This window comes from Desulfopila sp. IMCC35008 (assembly GCF_010646885.2).
Classification (GTDB): Bacteria; Desulfobacterota; Desulfobulbia; order Desulfobulbales; family Desulfocapsaceae; genus Desulfopila.
This window is the reverse complement of sequence record NZ_CP050700.1, coordinates 1,405,357-1,422,437: the sequence shown is the minus strand read 5'-3', so window position 1 is coordinate 1,422,437 and position 17,081 is coordinate 1,405,357. Positions and strand designations below refer to the sequence as shown.

General features: G+C 45.1%; 11 protein-coding genes. 6 read left to right on the top strand and 5 right to left on the bottom strand.

Annotated features, from left to right (window positions below; translation table 11 throughout):
* Positions 1-140 precede the first annotated feature (140 nt).
* Positions 141-1,070, top strand: a complete 930-nt coding sequence (locus GA520_RS06405; RefSeq protein WP_163339028.1) for a phospholipase A — start codon at positions 141-143, stop codon at positions 1,068-1,070.
* Positions 1,071-1,466: 396 nt separating this feature from the next.
* Positions 1,467-5,174, top strand: coding sequence for a response regulator (locus tag GA520_RS06400; protein WP_163339029.1), 3,708 nt, complete (start codon positions 1,467-1,469; stop codon positions 5,172-5,174).
* 80 nt (positions 5,175-5,254) lie between these two features.
* On the opposite strand, the gene GA520_RS06395 is transcribed toward GA520_RS06400, so the two are convergent.
* The 3 genes from GA520_RS06395 to GA520_RS06385 form a co-directional block, all read right to left on the bottom strand.
* On the bottom strand, positions 5,255-5,668 hold the full coding sequence (locus GA520_RS06395; protein ID WP_163339030.1) for a MarR family winged helix-turn-helix transcriptional regulator: 414 nt from the start codon (positions 5,666-5,668) through the stop codon (positions 5,255-5,257).
* Positions 5,669-5,693: 25 nt separating this feature from the next.
* Entirely contained in the window at positions 5,694-6,461 is a 768-nt protein-coding gene (locus tag GA520_RS06390) for a sulfite exporter TauE/SafE family protein (RefSeq protein ID WP_163339031.1), read from the bottom strand.
* Between the two features lie 276 nt (positions 6,462-6,737).
* A complete protein-coding gene (locus tag GA520_RS06385; RefSeq protein WP_240910193.1) occupies positions 6,738-8,855 on the bottom strand; it encodes a methyl-accepting chemotaxis protein in 2,118 nt (705 codons plus the stop codon).
* A gap of 588 nt (positions 8,856-9,443) precedes the next feature.
* Here GA520_RS06385 and GA520_RS06380 point away from each other — a divergent pair.
* From GA520_RS06380 to GA520_RS06370, 3 genes are read left to right on the top strand one after another with little or no spacing between them, the layout of a single operon-like run.
* The gene (locus GA520_RS06380; protein WP_163339032.1) at positions 9,444-10,448 is read left to right on the top strand and encodes an extracellular solute-binding protein; all 1,005 of its coding nucleotides are present in this window, start codon (positions 9,444-9,446) and stop codon (positions 10,446-10,448) included.
* Positions 10,449-10,458: 10 nt separating this feature from the next.
* The gene (locus GA520_RS06375) at positions 10,459-12,087 is read left to right on the top strand and encodes an iron ABC transporter permease (RefSeq protein WP_163339033.1); all 1,629 of its coding nucleotides are present in this window, start codon (positions 10,459-10,461) and stop codon (positions 12,085-12,087) included.
* 3 nt (positions 12,088-12,090) lie between these two features.
* Complete coding sequence (locus GA520_RS06370; protein ID WP_163339034.1) at positions 12,091-13,182, top strand: ABC transporter ATP-binding protein; 1,092 nt, start codon at positions 12,091-12,093, stop codon at positions 13,180-13,182.
* 271 nt (positions 13,183-13,453) lie between these two features.
* On the opposite strand, the gene GA520_RS06365 is transcribed toward GA520_RS06370, so the two are convergent.
* Positions 13,454-13,588 (bottom strand): hypothetical protein, encoded by a 135-nt coding sequence (locus GA520_RS06365; RefSeq protein ID WP_255494367.1) that lies wholly within the window; start codon positions 13,586-13,588, stop codon positions 13,454-13,456.
* Positions 13,589-14,058: 470 nt separating this feature from the next.
* Here GA520_RS06365 and GA520_RS06360 point away from each other — a divergent pair, with 470 nt between their 5' ends.
* On the top strand, positions 14,059-15,426 hold the full coding sequence (locus tag GA520_RS06360) for a diguanylate cyclase (protein ID WP_163339035.1): 1,368 nt from the start codon (positions 14,059-14,061) through the stop codon (positions 15,424-15,426).
* 77 nt (positions 15,427-15,503) lie between these two features.
* Here GA520_RS06360 and GA520_RS06355 read toward each other — a convergent pair whose 3' ends face one another.
* Positions 15,504-17,063 carry a sigma-54-dependent Fis family transcriptional regulator gene (locus tag GA520_RS06355; RefSeq protein ID WP_163339036.1) on the bottom strand — a complete coding sequence of 520 codons (1,560 nt, stop codon included), beginning with the start codon at positions 17,061-17,063 and terminating at the stop codon, positions 15,504-15,506.
* Positions 17,064-17,081 lie beyond the last annotated feature (18 nt).

Sequence of the window (17,081 nt, the reverse complement as noted above, 5' to 3'; positions counted from 1 at the left end):
TGAACACCATAAACAAAAGAGCCATGAAACACCTCTCTCAGCTTTATGCCCTATCCGTTATAATTGTGCTCACTATAGTATCAGTCGAATGTCTTGCCGCAGCCCCTTCAGAACCCAACAGGTGCCTACAGGACCTCGTCATGACTGCGCCGGACACAATGACCCTCGGTGAGGCCCGACGCATCTGTAGTACAAATCCGCTTGTGGATACAGAAGATATCGACGCAACAAAAACCAATGGAGCAGAGGCAGACAAAAAAGGAAGAATTAATGAGAGACTGGCAGTGGACGACTCCAACATCAGGAAGCCGTTCACACTCATGTCCCATCAGAATAATTACATACTTGTTGCTTCTTACAATTTTCAAGGTTGGGACGTCTCGCGATACCAGGATTTTTTTGGCCTGGACGATATCGAAACAGACGATTTGGAAGTGCAATTCCAACTCAGCATCAAAACCCCGCTTGCGGTCGACCTATTCGATAACCGTTTGGATATTTTCGCTGGATACACCGTAAATTCATACTGGCAGTTCTATAATGATGATGCTTCATCACCATTTCGTGAAACCAATCACGAGCCGGAGGTGTGGCTCCAGGTCCGCCCGGAAAAGCTCGAAATACTTGGCTTTAGCAATACCGTTAATGGCATAGGAATGAACCACATGTCCAATGGCCAGGGGGGAAGCCTTTCACGCAGCTGGAACAGGGTGTATGGTTTTTTTGCCTTTGAACGGGACAACATGGCATTCATGATCAAACCGTGGATGCGGATAGCAGAGGACTCTGAAGATGACGACAACCCTGATATCACGGATTATTATGGACATGGGGAACTATGGCTGAACTACAGCCAGCAGGGACACACCTTTTCATTCATGGCCCGTAACAATCTCGAATCCGGATTTTCTAAAGGAGCGGTGGAGTTGGGCTGGAGCTTTCCAATTTTAGACTATCCGTACCTCAAAGGATATATCCAGTACTTCTCTGGTTACGGCGAAAGTTTGATTGATTATAATCGTTACGTAAACCGCATTGGAGTTGGACTGCAACTGACCGATATACTGTGAACCACTGAAAAACCTGCAGCAATACAGCACCCCCTAACTCGTTTTCGTCCTAAAACCAGGCGTTTCGAAGTCTACGCTTATCTGGTCCGGATCGAAGCATGTGAAAAATTTTGAGCATAACGAAGATATTGACCCAAAAAGCAGTTTTAGGATGGGAACTAACTGATCATGCCTTGAGGGCGAAGGCTACCTGATTCCAACCTGTGAACATCGAACCTGAACTCTCTTACAGAATCCTGTGTTTCCATATCTTTTCAACATAGTCATTAAGGGCTTCAGGGGAGTTCAAGTTGGGAAAAACCGGTCTACGTGCTATAATTCCAGTCTCAAAGGAAGAAGGTTAGAGACCTTCGGGATGTCCCAATATTCTGACATATTACGTGAGCAAGGCCTCCTATGACTCTGCAGTCGCTTGGCATTCGAACCAAACTGATAATAATCTTCATCCTCATCAAAGTTCTGCCGCTGGTCGCCCTTGCATGGTATGCCTGGGAGCAAATCGCAAACCTGACCGTTTCCGTTGAAAAACAATCCAGTCAGATGATCGTAAACACTCACGAAGTTGTGAGTGGAGTTTCAAAATTATCAACGGAGAATTCTATCCGTGCACTGGATGAAAAATCCAGGGAGGCCATTGAGAGACTTACTACAGACACAGCCAAGCAGGTGGCCGATTTTCTGTACGACAGAGATTTAGATATTCTGCTCGCATCAAAACTGGAGGTGGATGGATCAAAATACAGAGAGTTTCTTGAGTCACGGTTTCGTCCCGTCATTCTCCATCATCCCTGGGTAATGAATGAAAATGGAGAGCAGTGGATTAGCAGTTCTAAAGATATTTCTGGCGATGAGCCTGCTATTACAGCCACTAATAAAGATAACAGCAAGGATTTTCATTATCGAGCCCCTGATCGTGACAGCATACTGCAAAATCGACCACTCTACCTGGAAATGACCTTTATTGACCTTTCCGGCAACGAGATCATAAAGGCAGGTACCTCTGCAACACTTCCATCTGCCAAACAAAATGTGGCGGATCCAGCCAATACATATTGTCGGTCAGAAACATATTTTGAGGCCCTGCAGAAACTATCCCCCGGAGAAATCTACGTATCAGAAGTGATCGGGCCCTATATTGAAGGGCATATGATAGGCACTTACAGTAAAATACGAGCAAAAGAAAAGGGAATTGAATTTAAGCCGGAGTTATCCGGGTATGCAGGAAAGGAAAATCCGGTTGGTAGACGATTTCAGGGGCTGGTGCGATGGGGGACCCCGGTTGTAGAAGGAGACCGTATAGTCGGATACGTTACCCTGGCTCTTGACCACACCCATATCATGGAGTTTACGGACCATCTTGTACCGACCGCAGAGCGATATTCAGCAATTTCCGACGCAGGAAGCGGAAACTACGGTTTTATGTGGGACAACAAGGGGCGAAATATTTCGCACCCAAGAGACTATTTCATTGTTGGCTATGACCCTGCCACAGGAGGGCAGGCGGTGCCCTGGTTAGATGAAGAAATGTACGACTTATGGCAGGAAACCGGCATGTCCATGACTGAATTCGAAACACAGGCCCCCACATTCAAGGAGCAGAGTCTTGACAAAAAACCGGCTTCGTCTCTGACTCAAGCCGGCATGCTGGGACTTGATTGCCGTTATCTGAACTTTGCGCCTCAATGCACCGGGTGGCTCAATCTTACCCAAAAAGGCGGGTCGGGCTCTTTCCTCATCTTTTGGAGCGGGCTTTGGAAACTAACCACTGCCGCTGCTATCCCATATCACACAGGTCTGTATCGGCATTCTCCAGTCGGATTCGGCTTTGTCACTATCGGGGCCAATGTCGATGAATTTCATCACAGCGCCATGGAAACTGCTGAAATAATACGCGATATCGAATCCGATTTTGCCCATAAACTTGAACAGGAAAAGACAGACCACATAACACAGTTGCATCAAACATTACAGAAAACCTTTCACAATCTGTCCATCTATACCTTGATGATGATCGCCGCTGTCATCTTCATAGCAGTTATTATGGCAGGCGTTCTCACCTCCCGTATCATTTCAATCGTTTCAGGTATTCGCCGCTTTCAGCAGGGAGAAAGGAGCCACCGGCTGGAAATGCAATCAAATGACGAGATGGGACAGCTGGCTCGCGCGTACAATGAAATGGCTGATACCGTCCAGGCGTATATCAGCGATGTGGAGAAATCCAAAACGGAGTTGGAAAATGTTAACAAGGACCTGGAAGGGGAAATCGGGCGGAGACAGAAAATCCAGGAGGAACTTTCACAACACCGTGACAACCTGGAAGAAACAGTTAAGAACCGCACTCAGGATCTTGAAAAGGAAATAGTTGAGCGAAAAAGGATTCAGACACTCCAGCAGGAAATCGAGGAACGTTTGCGAAATCAGAACAATTCCTTGCTTCATCTCGCTGGCAATCAATCCCTATATAGCGGAAACCTGGAAACATCATTTGATACAATTGTGTCTTTGGCTTCAAAAACCCTCCATGCCGATCGGTGTGGCGTCTGGTTGTTGAACGAGGAAGGTTTATCCTGTACGTGCAGGATGTTGGTCATCGACGGTAAAAGCGTTGCACCTGATAAACAGCCTTTCCTGATGGCTGATTACCCGCGTTTCATGACAACCCTGATCAACAGCAAAACAATTGTAGCCCGGGACGTCAACAGTGATGAGTGGTTGACGGAACTCGTTTCTCAGAATTATCTCTCCTCCCGCAATATTCAATCGCTCCTGATAGCAGGCATCAAGGAACATGGGGAGTTTGCCGGCTGGGTGAGTTTCTCCCAGATAAGCAGTGAGAGAAAGTGGCATCTGGACGAAATCAATTTTGCTGCCTCTATCGCAGATATCATTGGGTTGGCAATCGGTACAGCCAATCAAAAGAAAGCTGTTGAGGAAAAAGAAGAGTTGACCTCCCGGTTGCGTCGTGCAGAAAAAATGGAAGCCCTGGGAACCCTGGCCGGTGGTGTTGCACATGACTTAAACAACATCCTGTCAGGTATCGTAACCTACCCGGAACTCCTGCTGATGCAACTTCCGAAAGAGAGCAAACTTCGTGAGCCTATTCATACCATCCTTTCTTCAGGAAAACGTGCTGCTGCGGTTGTTCAGGATTTGTTGACTATGGCTCGCCGGGGAGTTGCCACCATGAACGTGGTTAACCTGAACCATGTAGTGGAAGATTATTTTAACAGTCCGGAGTACCATGAACTGGCTTCCCATCATACACATGTCACCATCGACCGCCGGCTGGAACCGGGCCTGTTGAATATTTTAGGTTCGCCGGTACATCTCTCCAAAACATTGATGAACCTTGTTGCCAACGGCTTGGAGGCAATTCCGTCAGCCGGCCGCGTGACCATATCAACAGAAAACTGCTATATTGATCGTCCTGTTAAAGGATACGATGTCGTGAATGAAGGCGACTATGTCTCCCTAACCGTCAAGGACACAGGGCTGGGGATATCTCCTGATGATTTCAATAGAATTTTCGAGCCATTCTATACCAAAAAGAAAATGGGCCGTAGTGGGACCGGGTTGGGCATGGCCGTTGTCTGGGGAACAGTCAAAGACCATCAGGGGTATATCGATTTTGAGAGTCATGAAAACAAAGGAAGCCGCTTCACCCTCTATTTCCCGGTGACCCGCAAGATATCTGATGATAGCAAAGCTCAAAAACTGGAGACCTACCTAGGAAATGGTGAATCGATCCTTGTCGTGGATGATGTTGAAGAACAACGTGAAATTGCCTCAGCTATCCTGACTGCATTGGGGTATAGAGTCGATAGCGTTGAATCAGGTGAAGCAGCTATCAAATATCTCCACAATAATAAGGTCGATTTGATGATCCTGGACATGATCATGGACCCAGGCATAGATGGGCTGGACACCTATAAAGAGGTCATCAACCACTGGCCGGATCAAAAAGTGATCATAACCAGCGGTTTTTCTGAAACAGACCGAACCCGTGAGGTATTGCACCTTGGAGCGTCTGTATATTTGAAAAAACCCTACACAATAGAGAAGTTCGGCACTTCTGTTGATGCTGTACTCCACTCGAAAGAATAGGGCTGCCAGTTCAACCTGAAAAGATGCGGATGTAATACGATTGGTAAAAAGTTGTTATGAAAACTGTTGAAACCTCAGGGCTATAATCTCTTGAGAATAATACTGAGGTGTTCTGTAAGATCATTAATCTGCTCCATGGTAAGGTCACGCGAAATCTCGTTTGTGAACTCCAGGTGATATTTATGATGTTGCTCATACATTTCTTTACCCACATCGGTTAAAACGATAAGCCAGGACCGGCGATCTCTTTCATGGGGTTTGCGTTCCACAAGTCCAAGCTTTTCCAGCTTATCTACCCCTACAGTCAGGGTTCCTGTCGTTACTCCCAACCGTTCAGCCAATTCCTTCATCCTCATATTCTGGTTATGACCAATAATCTCTACAGTATGCATCTGAGCTGGAGACAACCCACTCTCTTTAACAATAGAGTGCTCCCAGGATGCCATTTTGTCATAAAACTCAGCAAGTTGATGCGAAAGAATCTCTAAGCTCATCTCATTCATGCCTCTGGAAAATTGTTCAAACTGATATTTGATACATTCCATATACAGAAAAGAATACAATAATTACGCCCGATAATCTCATAACGACTGGTTCTACCCATTCCTTCTGCAGCGAATTTGCCATACTGGTAGCTTTAAATATTACATATATCACTCCCCCGACAGCTATTGCAGTGGAGAATGCATACGTCCCAAACACTAACGTTGCTGAAAAAGCACTGCCAGCATTGAGTGCATAACCATACATAATCGCTGCTGTCGGACACGGTATTATCATATTTACAAAACCGATACCAAAGAGTGCAAAGGGTAACAGGTGGGTCTTTTTCGTTAACCTGTGAAGGTTGGCCACAATATTCTGATTACTGTGATCATCATGGCTATGTGCGTGATGGGTACAACCATGATTATCATGCTCTTCACCGTGTCCATGGCAATGGTCATGGTGATCATCGTGATGGTGATTGTGCAACAGGTGCGGATTGTAAACCAGTAATATGCCCAGAATAACCAGGATAACGGATGTTCCAATTTCTACCCAGATACCCATATGGAGAGGTACAAAGCGGGAAATTGCCCCGATACTGGCCCCCAGGGCTAAACACGCCAAAGCGGTACCACTCAGGAAAGCACCCGTAAGAAGTGCTACTCTGCCACCATTCTTTTCTCCGGTTACAAACGGAGCCAGTACAAGCCATGAGTGCCCACATGGATTTATTCCATGAAGAAGACCCAGTAAAAAACTCGACTGAATTGCTGCAAAAAGTATTGTTTCGAATTCCATGTAATATTCCTCCTGTAAAAAACAGGAGGAATATTACAAACAATAATTGCACTGTCAAGTATTTTGAAGACAAAGATATTTGACTATCAAGATTTACTACTTACGTCACCTGCCAAAGCACAAGTAAGCAGTACTACTCCATAGACACAGCACCAGATAGTACCTGTTGTAACTCACCACAGCTTGTCGCAACCCGAATACTTTTGATGCAATTAATAAGTCGGATTCCTCTCAGGGAATCCGACTTATATTGATTCGAGTCCAAGCTCTTTGCTTTTATACTTTAAACCTCATTACCAGGGCGGAAAGATTCTCAGCCAATTTGGATAACTCGTCCGCTGCGGTTTGAACATGTTCGCTATTTTTTTTAACATCGACCGAGCGTTCTTTCACCTGTCCTACTCCCTCAGAAACATCACTGGTCATCTGACTGCTGCTTGCGATATTCTCGTTCACTTCAGCGATACCAGAGGAGGCCTGACTGACATTCTGAACAATCTCATTGGTCGTGATGGATTGTTCTTCAACAGCAGTAACGATACCCTGGACGATTTCATTGACACTTGAAATAACCTCTGAGATACCGCCAATGTCAGTAATAGTAGCACCTGTTTGCGCCTGAATCTGATCGATTGCTTCACGGATGCTTCCTGTGGCATTTGCGGTCTCCCTGGCAAGTTCCTTGATTTCATTTGCCACCACCGCAAAGCCTTTACCGGCGTCCCCAGCCCGCGCTGCTTCAATTGTTGCATTAAGCGCCAGCAGGTTGGTTTGTTCTGATATCTCGGTAATAGTCTCTGTGACTTTGCCGATTGAATCAGCGGCAGTCCCCAAAGATTCAACAGCCTGTTGTGATTTCTTCGTAGTTTCAACAGCTTCTGTAGTCGTTGAACTTGCCCTTGCACTGTTTTCGGCAATTTCTCTGATAGTATTACCCATCTCCTCAGTTGCAGCTGCGATCATATTGAGGTTTGTAGCGGATTGCTCGGATGCAGCGGCCACAGAATCCATATTGGCAGATACTTCAGTGGCATTACCTGCAGATTGCTCGGCAACCAATGATGTTTCATCGGCATTGGTGACCAACTGCTCAGCAATAGCAGCCAGTTCTGTCGCTGCTGAGGCCAATGATTCGGATGATGCATTGATTTCACTCAAAACATTATTTGAGCTCGAAACCATTTCGTTCAATGAATTGGAAAGATCACCCAGGGCGTCCTTTGAACTGATGTTAAACCTTACCCTATAGTCTCCCTCACCGACTTTTGCAGCAGTATCAGCTATAGACTGAACACGTCCGTTCACCACTTTTACTAAAATAAAATTTAAGAATATTCCTATAGCCAGGACAAAGGCACCAATTAAAGCAGCTTGCTTAATGAGCTGCTTATCAAGACCTCCTATTATGTCGACATGATTCATGCCAATACCTACCCAAACATCCCATTCGTCAAATTTCTCTATATACGCAATTTTTTCGAGATCTTGCCATACATATTCAATAAACCCACCCTGGTGTTCCTTGAACTGTGGCAGAAAGTCGAATATACTTTTATCCGGCCCGAGTGTAGGATGAACAAGATACTCCCCTTTCAGGCCGTAGACAAAAAAGTAACCCGGACCCATTTTTGTACTACTGATCAGATCCCGCACCTGTTTGTTGAGCATATAATCACCAACAAACAAAGCCCCGATGATGTTTTTATCCATATCATAAAGGGGCGAGTAGGCTGTAAGATACCATTCATCTACGACAAAGGCTTTTCCCAGAAAGGTTTCACCACGCATAATAGCTTGAAACACTGGACTGTCTGGAGAAATAAATGTTCCAACAGCACGTTTGCCATCTTTCTTGATGACAGAAGTTGATATCCTTAACAATTTATTATCAACCAGTTGAAATATTGTGGCTTTGGCACCAGTTTCTTCTGTTATTGCGTCAACAAAATGATTGTCTAAATAGATCTCTTGGGTGCCCTTCATCATTATCGGAACATCAAAATCAGCTATTTGGGCTGAACTGTTATCGAGATATAATGCCTCTCCTTTCGTCATCTCATATTCAAAAAAACGCAGGTTGCTTTCAAGCTTTCTCTTTATTTCATAGTTCAAGGCTTTTAACGAATTCATCATGGACTTATGGATGGTGCTTAATGCTTCTTCGCCGAGCCCATACATGCCTGTTGCTGAAGACTTGATAGACGTATAAGACAAAATTGAGATAGTGAATAGTGAGATGAAAAGTATGACTACAAACATCATTGTGGTAAATCTCATTTCCTTTAGCTTTGAAAACATACACACCTCTCGATTGATTGCGATTCTTTCAAATTTCAAGTTACCTTTATCCTCACTGGCTGCAATGACGTAGATTTCAGCAACTCTTACTTCCACTTCCTTATAGCCTATCACTTTCAAAAGTTATTGTGAAGCAAGCGATATTACATGTAGTTCATGCGCCACACTTTTCGGATACTATTACTGGCTAGGGATTCTGAGACGTACCTGGAATGGATTGGGACGGGATTGTGCTCTGGCAACACTGACAGCTTTGTTTATTGTTGGTCAAGCTGTATTCGGCGGAACTTTTTCCTCGTAAGTTTTCCACTTGGAAATGTTTTCCTCCGCTATCTTTTTTGCATTTATAATGAATTTTCATCACATTATATGCTTGCTTGTATTATCATTGCGCGCGAACATTCCTCTCAAGGCAACCTGATAAAAGGCTGGACTGGATTACTGTAAAGAGTGTCGCTTCATCTTCCCACTTGCACTATCAAGTCTTTTGACAGTTACGATATGTAATTCTTGAGACATATCCCAAGACGCATTGACAATGCCATAAAACAATACGACATTGTGGTAGTATTTAATTGACAGTTGCCACTCAATAGATTAGGTTCCCCAAAATTTTAAATGGTGCCCTAATAAAGGACGTTGTCTTGAATATTGTAGAGTAACATCAACTAAAGGAGTAAAGAAATGTTTTCACGCGCTATTTTATTTGTCTTATCCGTACTCTTCGTTTTTCCCGCCTATGCTTCATCGGGAACCGATAAAATCGTAGTCTATTCAGCTCGTAAGGAACACCTTATCAAACCTCTTTTTGACTTATATACAGCCAACACCGGGGTGAAAATTGAATACATAACAGGCAAGGAAGGTGTACTGCTCGAACGTTTGAAAGCGGAAGGGAAGAATACACCGGCAGATATGCTCATCACTGTAGATGCGGGAAATCTTTGGCATGCAGCCCAGGAAGGTGTGCTGCAACCTACGAAATCAGAAGTACTTGATGCTGCTGTTCCTGCGAACCTGCGTGACCCCGCTGGTAACTGGTTTGGCTTGTCAGTACGTGCGCGAACAATTGTGTACAACACAGAAAAGGTACAACCATCTCAACTGAGCGGTTATGAAGCGCTTGCCGGTGAAGAATGGAAAAAGAAGCTTGTGTTGCGAACATCTAAAAAAGTGTACAACCAATCCCTGGTTGCTTCACTCCTGGCAGAGCATGGTGAAGAACAAACATCGAAGATTGTTCAAGGATGGGTTAGTAATCTCGCTGCGGCACCTTTCAGCAACGACACCAAAGCGCTCGAAGCTGTTGCAGCAGGCATCGGCCACGTAACCATAGTCAATACCTACTATTTCGGAAGACTCCTGAAGAAAAAACCTGAAATCCCCCTGGCTATTTTCTGGCCGACTCAGGAATCGGGAGGAGTTCACATGAATGTTTCCGGCGCAGGTATAACAAAACATGCAGACAACAGGGACGGTGCAGTTAAACTCCTCGAATGGCTTGCTGGAGAAGAAGCCCAGGCCCAGTTTGCAGCCTTGAATATGGAATTCCCCGTTAATAGCGCTGTCAAGCCCGACCCGGTTGTTGCATCTTGGGGAACCTTTCATGGGAGCCCTTTAAATGTATCTGTCTACGGTACGTTTCAAACTGATGCAATCAAATTGATGGACAAAGCTGGCTACAAGTAATTTCCAGTACATGAAAAGCACTATACATCAACATAAGTCAAAGGACCCATGGCGATATGTCGTCTGGGTCCTTGCTGCGTTCGTCGTCATTCCAATTGCAATTATCTTCAGTTCTCTCCTGACTCCGGAAAAAGAAATATGGGAACATCTCTCGAGTACCCTTCTTCCTGAACTTATCACCAATACTCTCATTCTTGTCATTGGTGTTGCATGTTTTACCGCTCTAATCGGTGTTTCACTTGGGTGGTTTACGGGCGCCTGCGATTTCCCTGGTCGTAAACTGTTTTCGTGGTCACTGGCATTACCCATGGCACTACCGGCTTACGTCATGGCCTTCATTTTTCTTGGCCTAATGGATTTTTCAGGCCCGGTACAAAAACTGCTGAGGACTCTCCCGGGATTTGAAGGAAGAATGATTGAAGTCAGAACGCCCCTGTTTGTAATCCTCGTCATAGGTCTGACACTTTATCCATATGTTTATCTCCTGAGTCGTGCTTCTTTTATGAATCAGGGGAGATCAATCATCGAAGCCTCCCGAACCTTAGGTTATACTCCTGTACGTGCTTTTTTTAAGGTTGCATTACCAATATCAAGACCGTGGATTGTCAGTGGACTTGCCCTGGTACTGATGGAGACGCTGGCTGATTTTGGTGCAGTGTCTATTTTCAATTTCAATACTTTTACTACAGCAATTTACAAATCCTGGTTTGGATTTTTTTCGTTAAACGCTGCAAAACAACTGTCCTCTCTCCTGGTCTTCTTTGCCCTGGCCCTGGTAATGGTTGAGGGTCTTTATAGATCACGTATGAGGTATTTTGATTCGTCCCGTGGAGGGTCAGTTCATTCCCGTTTGAAATTAACAGGTTGGAAAGGTTGGTCGGTTACCGCGTACTGTACGACAATATTGATTATCGCTTTTATTGCTCCGATCATTCAGCTTGTAGTATGGACCCTGGAAGTCTTGGTGTCAGGTGAAGGGGCTAATTACTCTTCGTATGTAATAAATACCCTCATCCTCGGTGCGCTGGCAGCACTGCTTATCTGTTCAGTCTCTTTATTGCTTGCTTATGCCAGAAGAAGGGACTCTTCCGGAATGAATCGTTTTCTTTGTCGGATTGCAACAATAGGGTATGCCCTCCCAGGTACGGTTCTCGCAGTTGGTATAGTAGTGCCGGTTGTCTGGACTGATAATCTTCTCCAGGATGTGCTCTCGGCACTCTTCAGCATTGCGCCGGGCCCTATTATTCAAGGCACGGTTCTGGTTATGCTGGTCGCCTATTTAGTGAGGTTTCTGGCTGTCGGGTTTGGGTCGGTTGACAGTGCGATGCAGAACATAAAACCAAGCTTGGATGAAGCAGCTGCAATTCTAGGGAAAAAAAGTAGAGAAACCTTGATCAGGATTCACTTTCCCCTATTACAGAAAGGGTTACTCACGGCCATGGTTCTCTCCTTGGTCGATGTTATAAAAGAGATGCCCATCACGCTCATGACCCGGCCTTTCGGCTGGGATACTCTTGCCGTAAAAATTTACGAACTCACCAGCGAAGGGGAATGGGTACGAGCAGCGTTGCCGGGTCTCTACCTGGTGATTGCCGGAATGATACCTGTTTTTATTTTGATTCGGAAGATGGAGAAGTAAGAAATGAAAAATGAAAACCCGTTACTCGTTATCAAAGAGGTACATAAAGCTTATGACAAAGTAGATGTCGTAAATGGTGTCTCGCTTGAACTTCAGGAGGGGGAAATCGGCTGCCTCCTTGGCCCTAGCGGTTGCGGTAAAACGAGCCTGTTAAGGGTCATTGCCGGTTTTGAGGATATTCATCATGGAGAAGTGATTATTGCCGGTCAGCAGGTGTCCTCAAGTTCCATCATGGTTCCACCGGAAAAAAGGAATATCGGCATGGTCTTCCAGGACTACGCGCTTTTTCCACACCTTTCTGTATATGAAAATATCGCCTTTGGCATCAGTAAAGGCAATCGACATGAAAAACGTAAAACTGTTGAGCATCTTCTGGATCTTGTAGGACTGCAAGATACCGGGAAAGCCTATCCTCACGAACTGTCGGGGGGCCAACAGCAACGGGTTGCCCTCGCCAGGGCATTAGCCCCGGCGCCAGCTCTGTTACTACTTGATGAGCCATTTTCAAATCTTGATGTCACTTTGCGGGAAAAACTTACCGTTGAAGTACGAGATATATTAAAGGAGTCAGGAACAACCGCCCTGATGGTAACACATAATCAATTTGAGGCCTTCTCGGTTTCAGATTCAGTAGGAGTTATCTTTGATGGTTCAATCTGTCAATGGGACAGCGCCTATAACATCTACCATAGCCCTGAAACACTTGATGTAGCAACATTTGTGGGGGATGGAGCTATAATACGGGGCAAAGTTACAGGCAGCGATAGTGTTGCCTGCGGCTTAGGCGAATTGACAGGTAACCTTTCCCTTCCATGTGAATCAGGCTGCAATGTGGATCTTCTGGTAAGACCTGAAGATATTCTGCATGATGACCACGCCCAGGTAAAAGCAAAGATCATTCATAAATCCTTCAGGGGACCCAATATACTGTATAAGCTTGAACTCTCCACCCGGGAACCTTGTTTGGCACTGGTATCAAGCCATCATAACCATATGATTGGCGAAATGATTGGTATTGTTCCGGAGGTAGAAAATCTTGTGGTATTCCCATCTGCTCCAACATTATTCAATAAAGGTAATGGATTCGAGGTGTAAAGACGTATATCCAACCCTGCTCTTTAATTCATTGTATTGCCAATGGAGTTGCAGCAAGGCAGAAAGTACTTTGCAGCAGAGGTCTCCTCCGCAACATGGTTTTTTCTAAAAAAATGATGCAGGATGCTAAACAGCAATGGACGATTCCAAAGCAGATAACCCCGACACAGAGAAGTTTAATAAGAGAATTTTTTCTAATCAGCTACGAATTTGATCAACTGGCCTCCCTTTTCAGATCAGTTTTGTCCGCCATGTTATACTTGTCGATAAGCTATTGATACTCGGCTGCAGCCTTGAATGTTTGGACTGTCTGAGCATACTTTTCCGCCAGGTCGGCATTATTCACCTTTCTGATAAAACCGATATAAAGTGCTTCTTTCGTAATGGGCGGATCGAGAAACTTCAATGTATCCTGAATACCAGTCAGGTGAGCATAATATAATAGTTCACCACAGACCTCTTCCCCACACCGATACGAAATGAAGAAATGTTATCCGGTGTGCCGCCATATAATGCTTAAGAATCCTTGGAAATGCACAGATGGTTTGTTTCATCGGTCAGAACACCACTTTTCTTGAAGAAAAAGGATATCCATTGCTAATTCCTACAACCAAAACAGAGGCCATTGCCGGTACATAAAAGGTAAACACGCAGAAGAACACGGGTAAAACGCGAAGGAAAGATTTCATAATAGATCTTCCATAGTGTACCATTGAATTAATACCGTAAGATCAGCAGGTATGATAGTACAGGAAAGGAAAACCACCTGGTACAGACATATCTCTTCAAAGATCATCGTTTGGGGAGAGAGATTAGATCAGGAGCTGAAACCATATTGAACTGGTTTCTTTAACAAAAAAGGATAGGATAATTGCCTTGAATACAATCGACAACCTCTGTTCCCTGCCTCAGGATGAACAACTTTTTTACATTGCGTTTCACTATGCCGCTATTGGCATGGCTTTGGTGGCACCCGACGGAAAATGGTTGATGGTAAATAGTTCTCTCTGCAATATCGTTGGCTACCAGGAAAAAGAACTGCTTTCCCTGACCTTTCAGGATATTACTCATCCGGACGACTTAAACCAAGACCTGCAATATGTAGAAAGAGTGCTCTCCGGTGACCTGGATACCTACCAAATGGAGAAACGCTATTTACACAAAGATGGGAGTCTTATTTACATTCTCCTCAGTGTCTCCCTGGCCAGAAATGAAGACGGCACACCCCGATTCTTAATTTCTCAAATAATTGATATCACAGAAAGAAAACTCCTTGAACTTGAACTTGTCAAACAAGCAACGGAGGATATGTTAACAGGAGTCAACAACCGTAGACGTTTCTATGACCTGGCAGGCAGAGAGATATTACGTGGTGGTCGATATGGAGATCCCATGATCTTGCTAATGATTGATATAGATCATTTTAAAGCAATCAATGACACGTATGGCCATGCCATTGGCGATGAAGCATTGAAAAGACTGGCTACTGCCTGTAAAAGTGTTTTAAGGGAAGTTGACATTTTCGGCAGGGTCGGTGGAGAAGAGTTTTGCGTTCTGCTCTTCAGGACTGACGCCGCCATAGGCAGACAAGTCGCGGAAAGACTACGAAAAACTGTTGAAAAGATTATTCAACCAACAGATCAAGGCATTGTACGTTTTACCATAAGCCTGGGGGGGGTAGCATTCTCGGGGAATGAGCAGTCTCTCGAATACCGCATAAAACAAGCCGATAATTGTCTCTATAAAGCCAAATCGCGTGGTCGAAACAGAGTTGAACTCATTGATGAGATAACCGACCAGTCGATGACTATGGAAAACTTGCAGGCCGGTTTTGTTCGGCTGCAATGGAGCAAGGCGTATGAATGCGGAAATCAGGTCATCGATAGTCAACACCGCAATTTATTCAGTCAGGCCAATGCACTACTGTCCGCCTTGATTGCTCAGCAAGACACATCCTTGTGTCAGGAGTTAATTGATAATCTCATTGCAGAGGTGACAACCCATTTCGCTGTTGAGGAAAGAATTATCAAGTCGGCAGGATATCAACTCGTTACGGAACACCAGAAATTGCATAAAGAACTGTTGGCCAAGTCAAAACTGCTTGCCCGTAGATACCAGAAAGGAACGGTTGAACCTGCTGAAGTTTTTCATTTTATGGCAATTGAAGTCATCAGCCGGCATCTGTTACGGGAAGATAGGAAATTTTTCACCTGCCTCCATGATACCGACAGCGATATGGATTAAAAGATTCACAGCTCAGAAAGAAAACATTCATATCTCTGCGACACTTTTTCGTGGTAGCCGTAACATTTTCCCCTCATTCATTGGTAATATATCATTGCCTTCCTGCCAAATGGCACTCCTAACTTTCGCATACGATTCCTCAAGGTGCGAGGATTTATGCCAAGCAACTCCGCAGCGCCGTCTTTGCCTTCAACTTTTCCTTGAGCCTGTAACATTGCCTTTTTGATATGTCGAGCCATTGCCAGGCCCAGGTCAAGGGACTCAGGTTGAGAGCTGTCGGCCAAATGGTTCTTTACCGAATGAATCTGAGTCTCCGGACTGAGACGAGTGAATTCTGCAAACGACAGTGGTTGGTTGTTGGCTAGAATAAGGGCTCGTTCAACAGCATTTTCAAGTTCCCTGACATTTCCCGGCCAATCATAAACAACCAGTCGATCCATCCCCTCGGCGGTGATTTTGGGAGTGTTGAGAAGCTTCATCTGCATCGCCTTCTTCTCGACAAAATGATGTGCCAGAGATGGGATATCGGATTTCCGTTGACTGAGAGTCGGAATATGTATCGGAAAAACCTTTAAACGATAGTAGAGGTCTTCCCTGAAGAGTCCCTGTTGCATCATCTGTTCAAGATTTCTGTGAGTTGCCGCAATAACTCGTATATCAAGATCTATTGTTTCAGTCCCTCCTACTCTGCTAATGGTCTTTTCCTGCAAGACCCTGAGAAGCCGGACTTGCGCTTCCGGCGTTAATTCGCCAATTTCATCAAGGAAAATTGTTCCCCCATGGGCACGTTCAAAACGGCCTCTCCTGAGGGCTGCCGCACCGGTAAACGAACCTTTCTCGTGCCCGAATAATTCACTATCCATCAGTGAATTGGGTATTGCACCACAGTTCACATCAATAAACGGCCCACTGAATCGAGAAGATAGATTATGGATGGTGCTGGCTAATAACTCCTTCCCTACCCCGGTTGGCCCCAATAGCAGAACAGGGCTTTCTGTCGGCGCGACCTGACGCACCAGGGACATAACATCTTTCAGGCCGCCTTCTGCGCCTATCACCTTGCCCCCCCATACACGTCGCAGCTCTCCCTGAAGGAACTGGTTGTCATCTTCCAGCAGTTCCTTGTAGCGCTGGACCTCGCGGAACTGGAGGCTGTTGGAGACAGCGATTGCAAAGGGTTCGTTGAGTTGGGCAATGAGCTTTTCATGTTCGAGAGTAAATTCCTCACCCGATTGTCCGAAAAATGCTACCACGCCCAGGAAATTATGCTCAATAACAAGGTCAAGGATCATACAGGATCGTTCTAAACAACCAAAATCCTTGCAAAATGGTTCCGCAATGGGGTCGAGGCTGGTGTTTTTTATCCGCCGCACCCGTAAGAATCGCTGATCCTCAACCTGCTTTCGTCCTCTAAGTGGGATCTGAATTTTTATAGAGGCAGCCCGGTAATAGTCAGATGTAGCATGGGCGACCGTCTCGACGACCCCGGCATCCCTGTCGTAATGCGCGATAAACATCTGCCATACCGGAATAACATCCTGCACGTAAAGCAGAAATTGCCAGAGGGCCTTTTCAATCTCAAGGCTGCCACTGATCCTCAACGTCGATTCTCGAAAAAATTCGTTATTATCAACCACGGTTTTCCTCAAACATAT

Bases quoted from the DNA above. Each gene is read 5' to 3' on its own strand.
- GA520_RS06400 (WP_163339029.1), top strand. From the start codon at position 1,467: ATGACTCTGCAGTCGCTTGGCATTCGAACCAAACTGATAATAATCTTC.
- GA520_RS06395 (WP_163339030.1), bottom strand. From the start codon at position 5,668: ATGAGCTTAGAGATTCTTTCGCATCAACTTGCTGAGTTTTATGACAAA.
- GA520_RS06380 (WP_163339032.1), top strand. From the start codon at position 9,444: ATGTTTTCACGCGCTATTTTATTTGTCTTATCCGTACTCTTCGTTTTT.
- GA520_RS06405 (WP_163339028.1), top strand. From the start codon at position 141: ATGACTGCGCCGGACACAATGACCCTCGGTGAGGCCCGACGCATCTGT.
- GA520_RS06370 (WP_163339034.1), top strand. From the start codon at position 12,091: ATGAAAAATGAAAACCCGTTACTCGTTATCAAAGAGGTACATAAAGCT.
- GA520_RS06390 (WP_163339031.1), bottom strand. From the start codon at position 6,461: ATGGAATTCGAAACAATACTTTTTGCAGCAATTCAGTCGAGTTTTTTA.
- GA520_RS06375 (WP_163339033.1), top strand. From the start codon at position 10,459: ATGAAAAGCACTATACATCAACATAAGTCAAAGGACCCATGGCGATAT.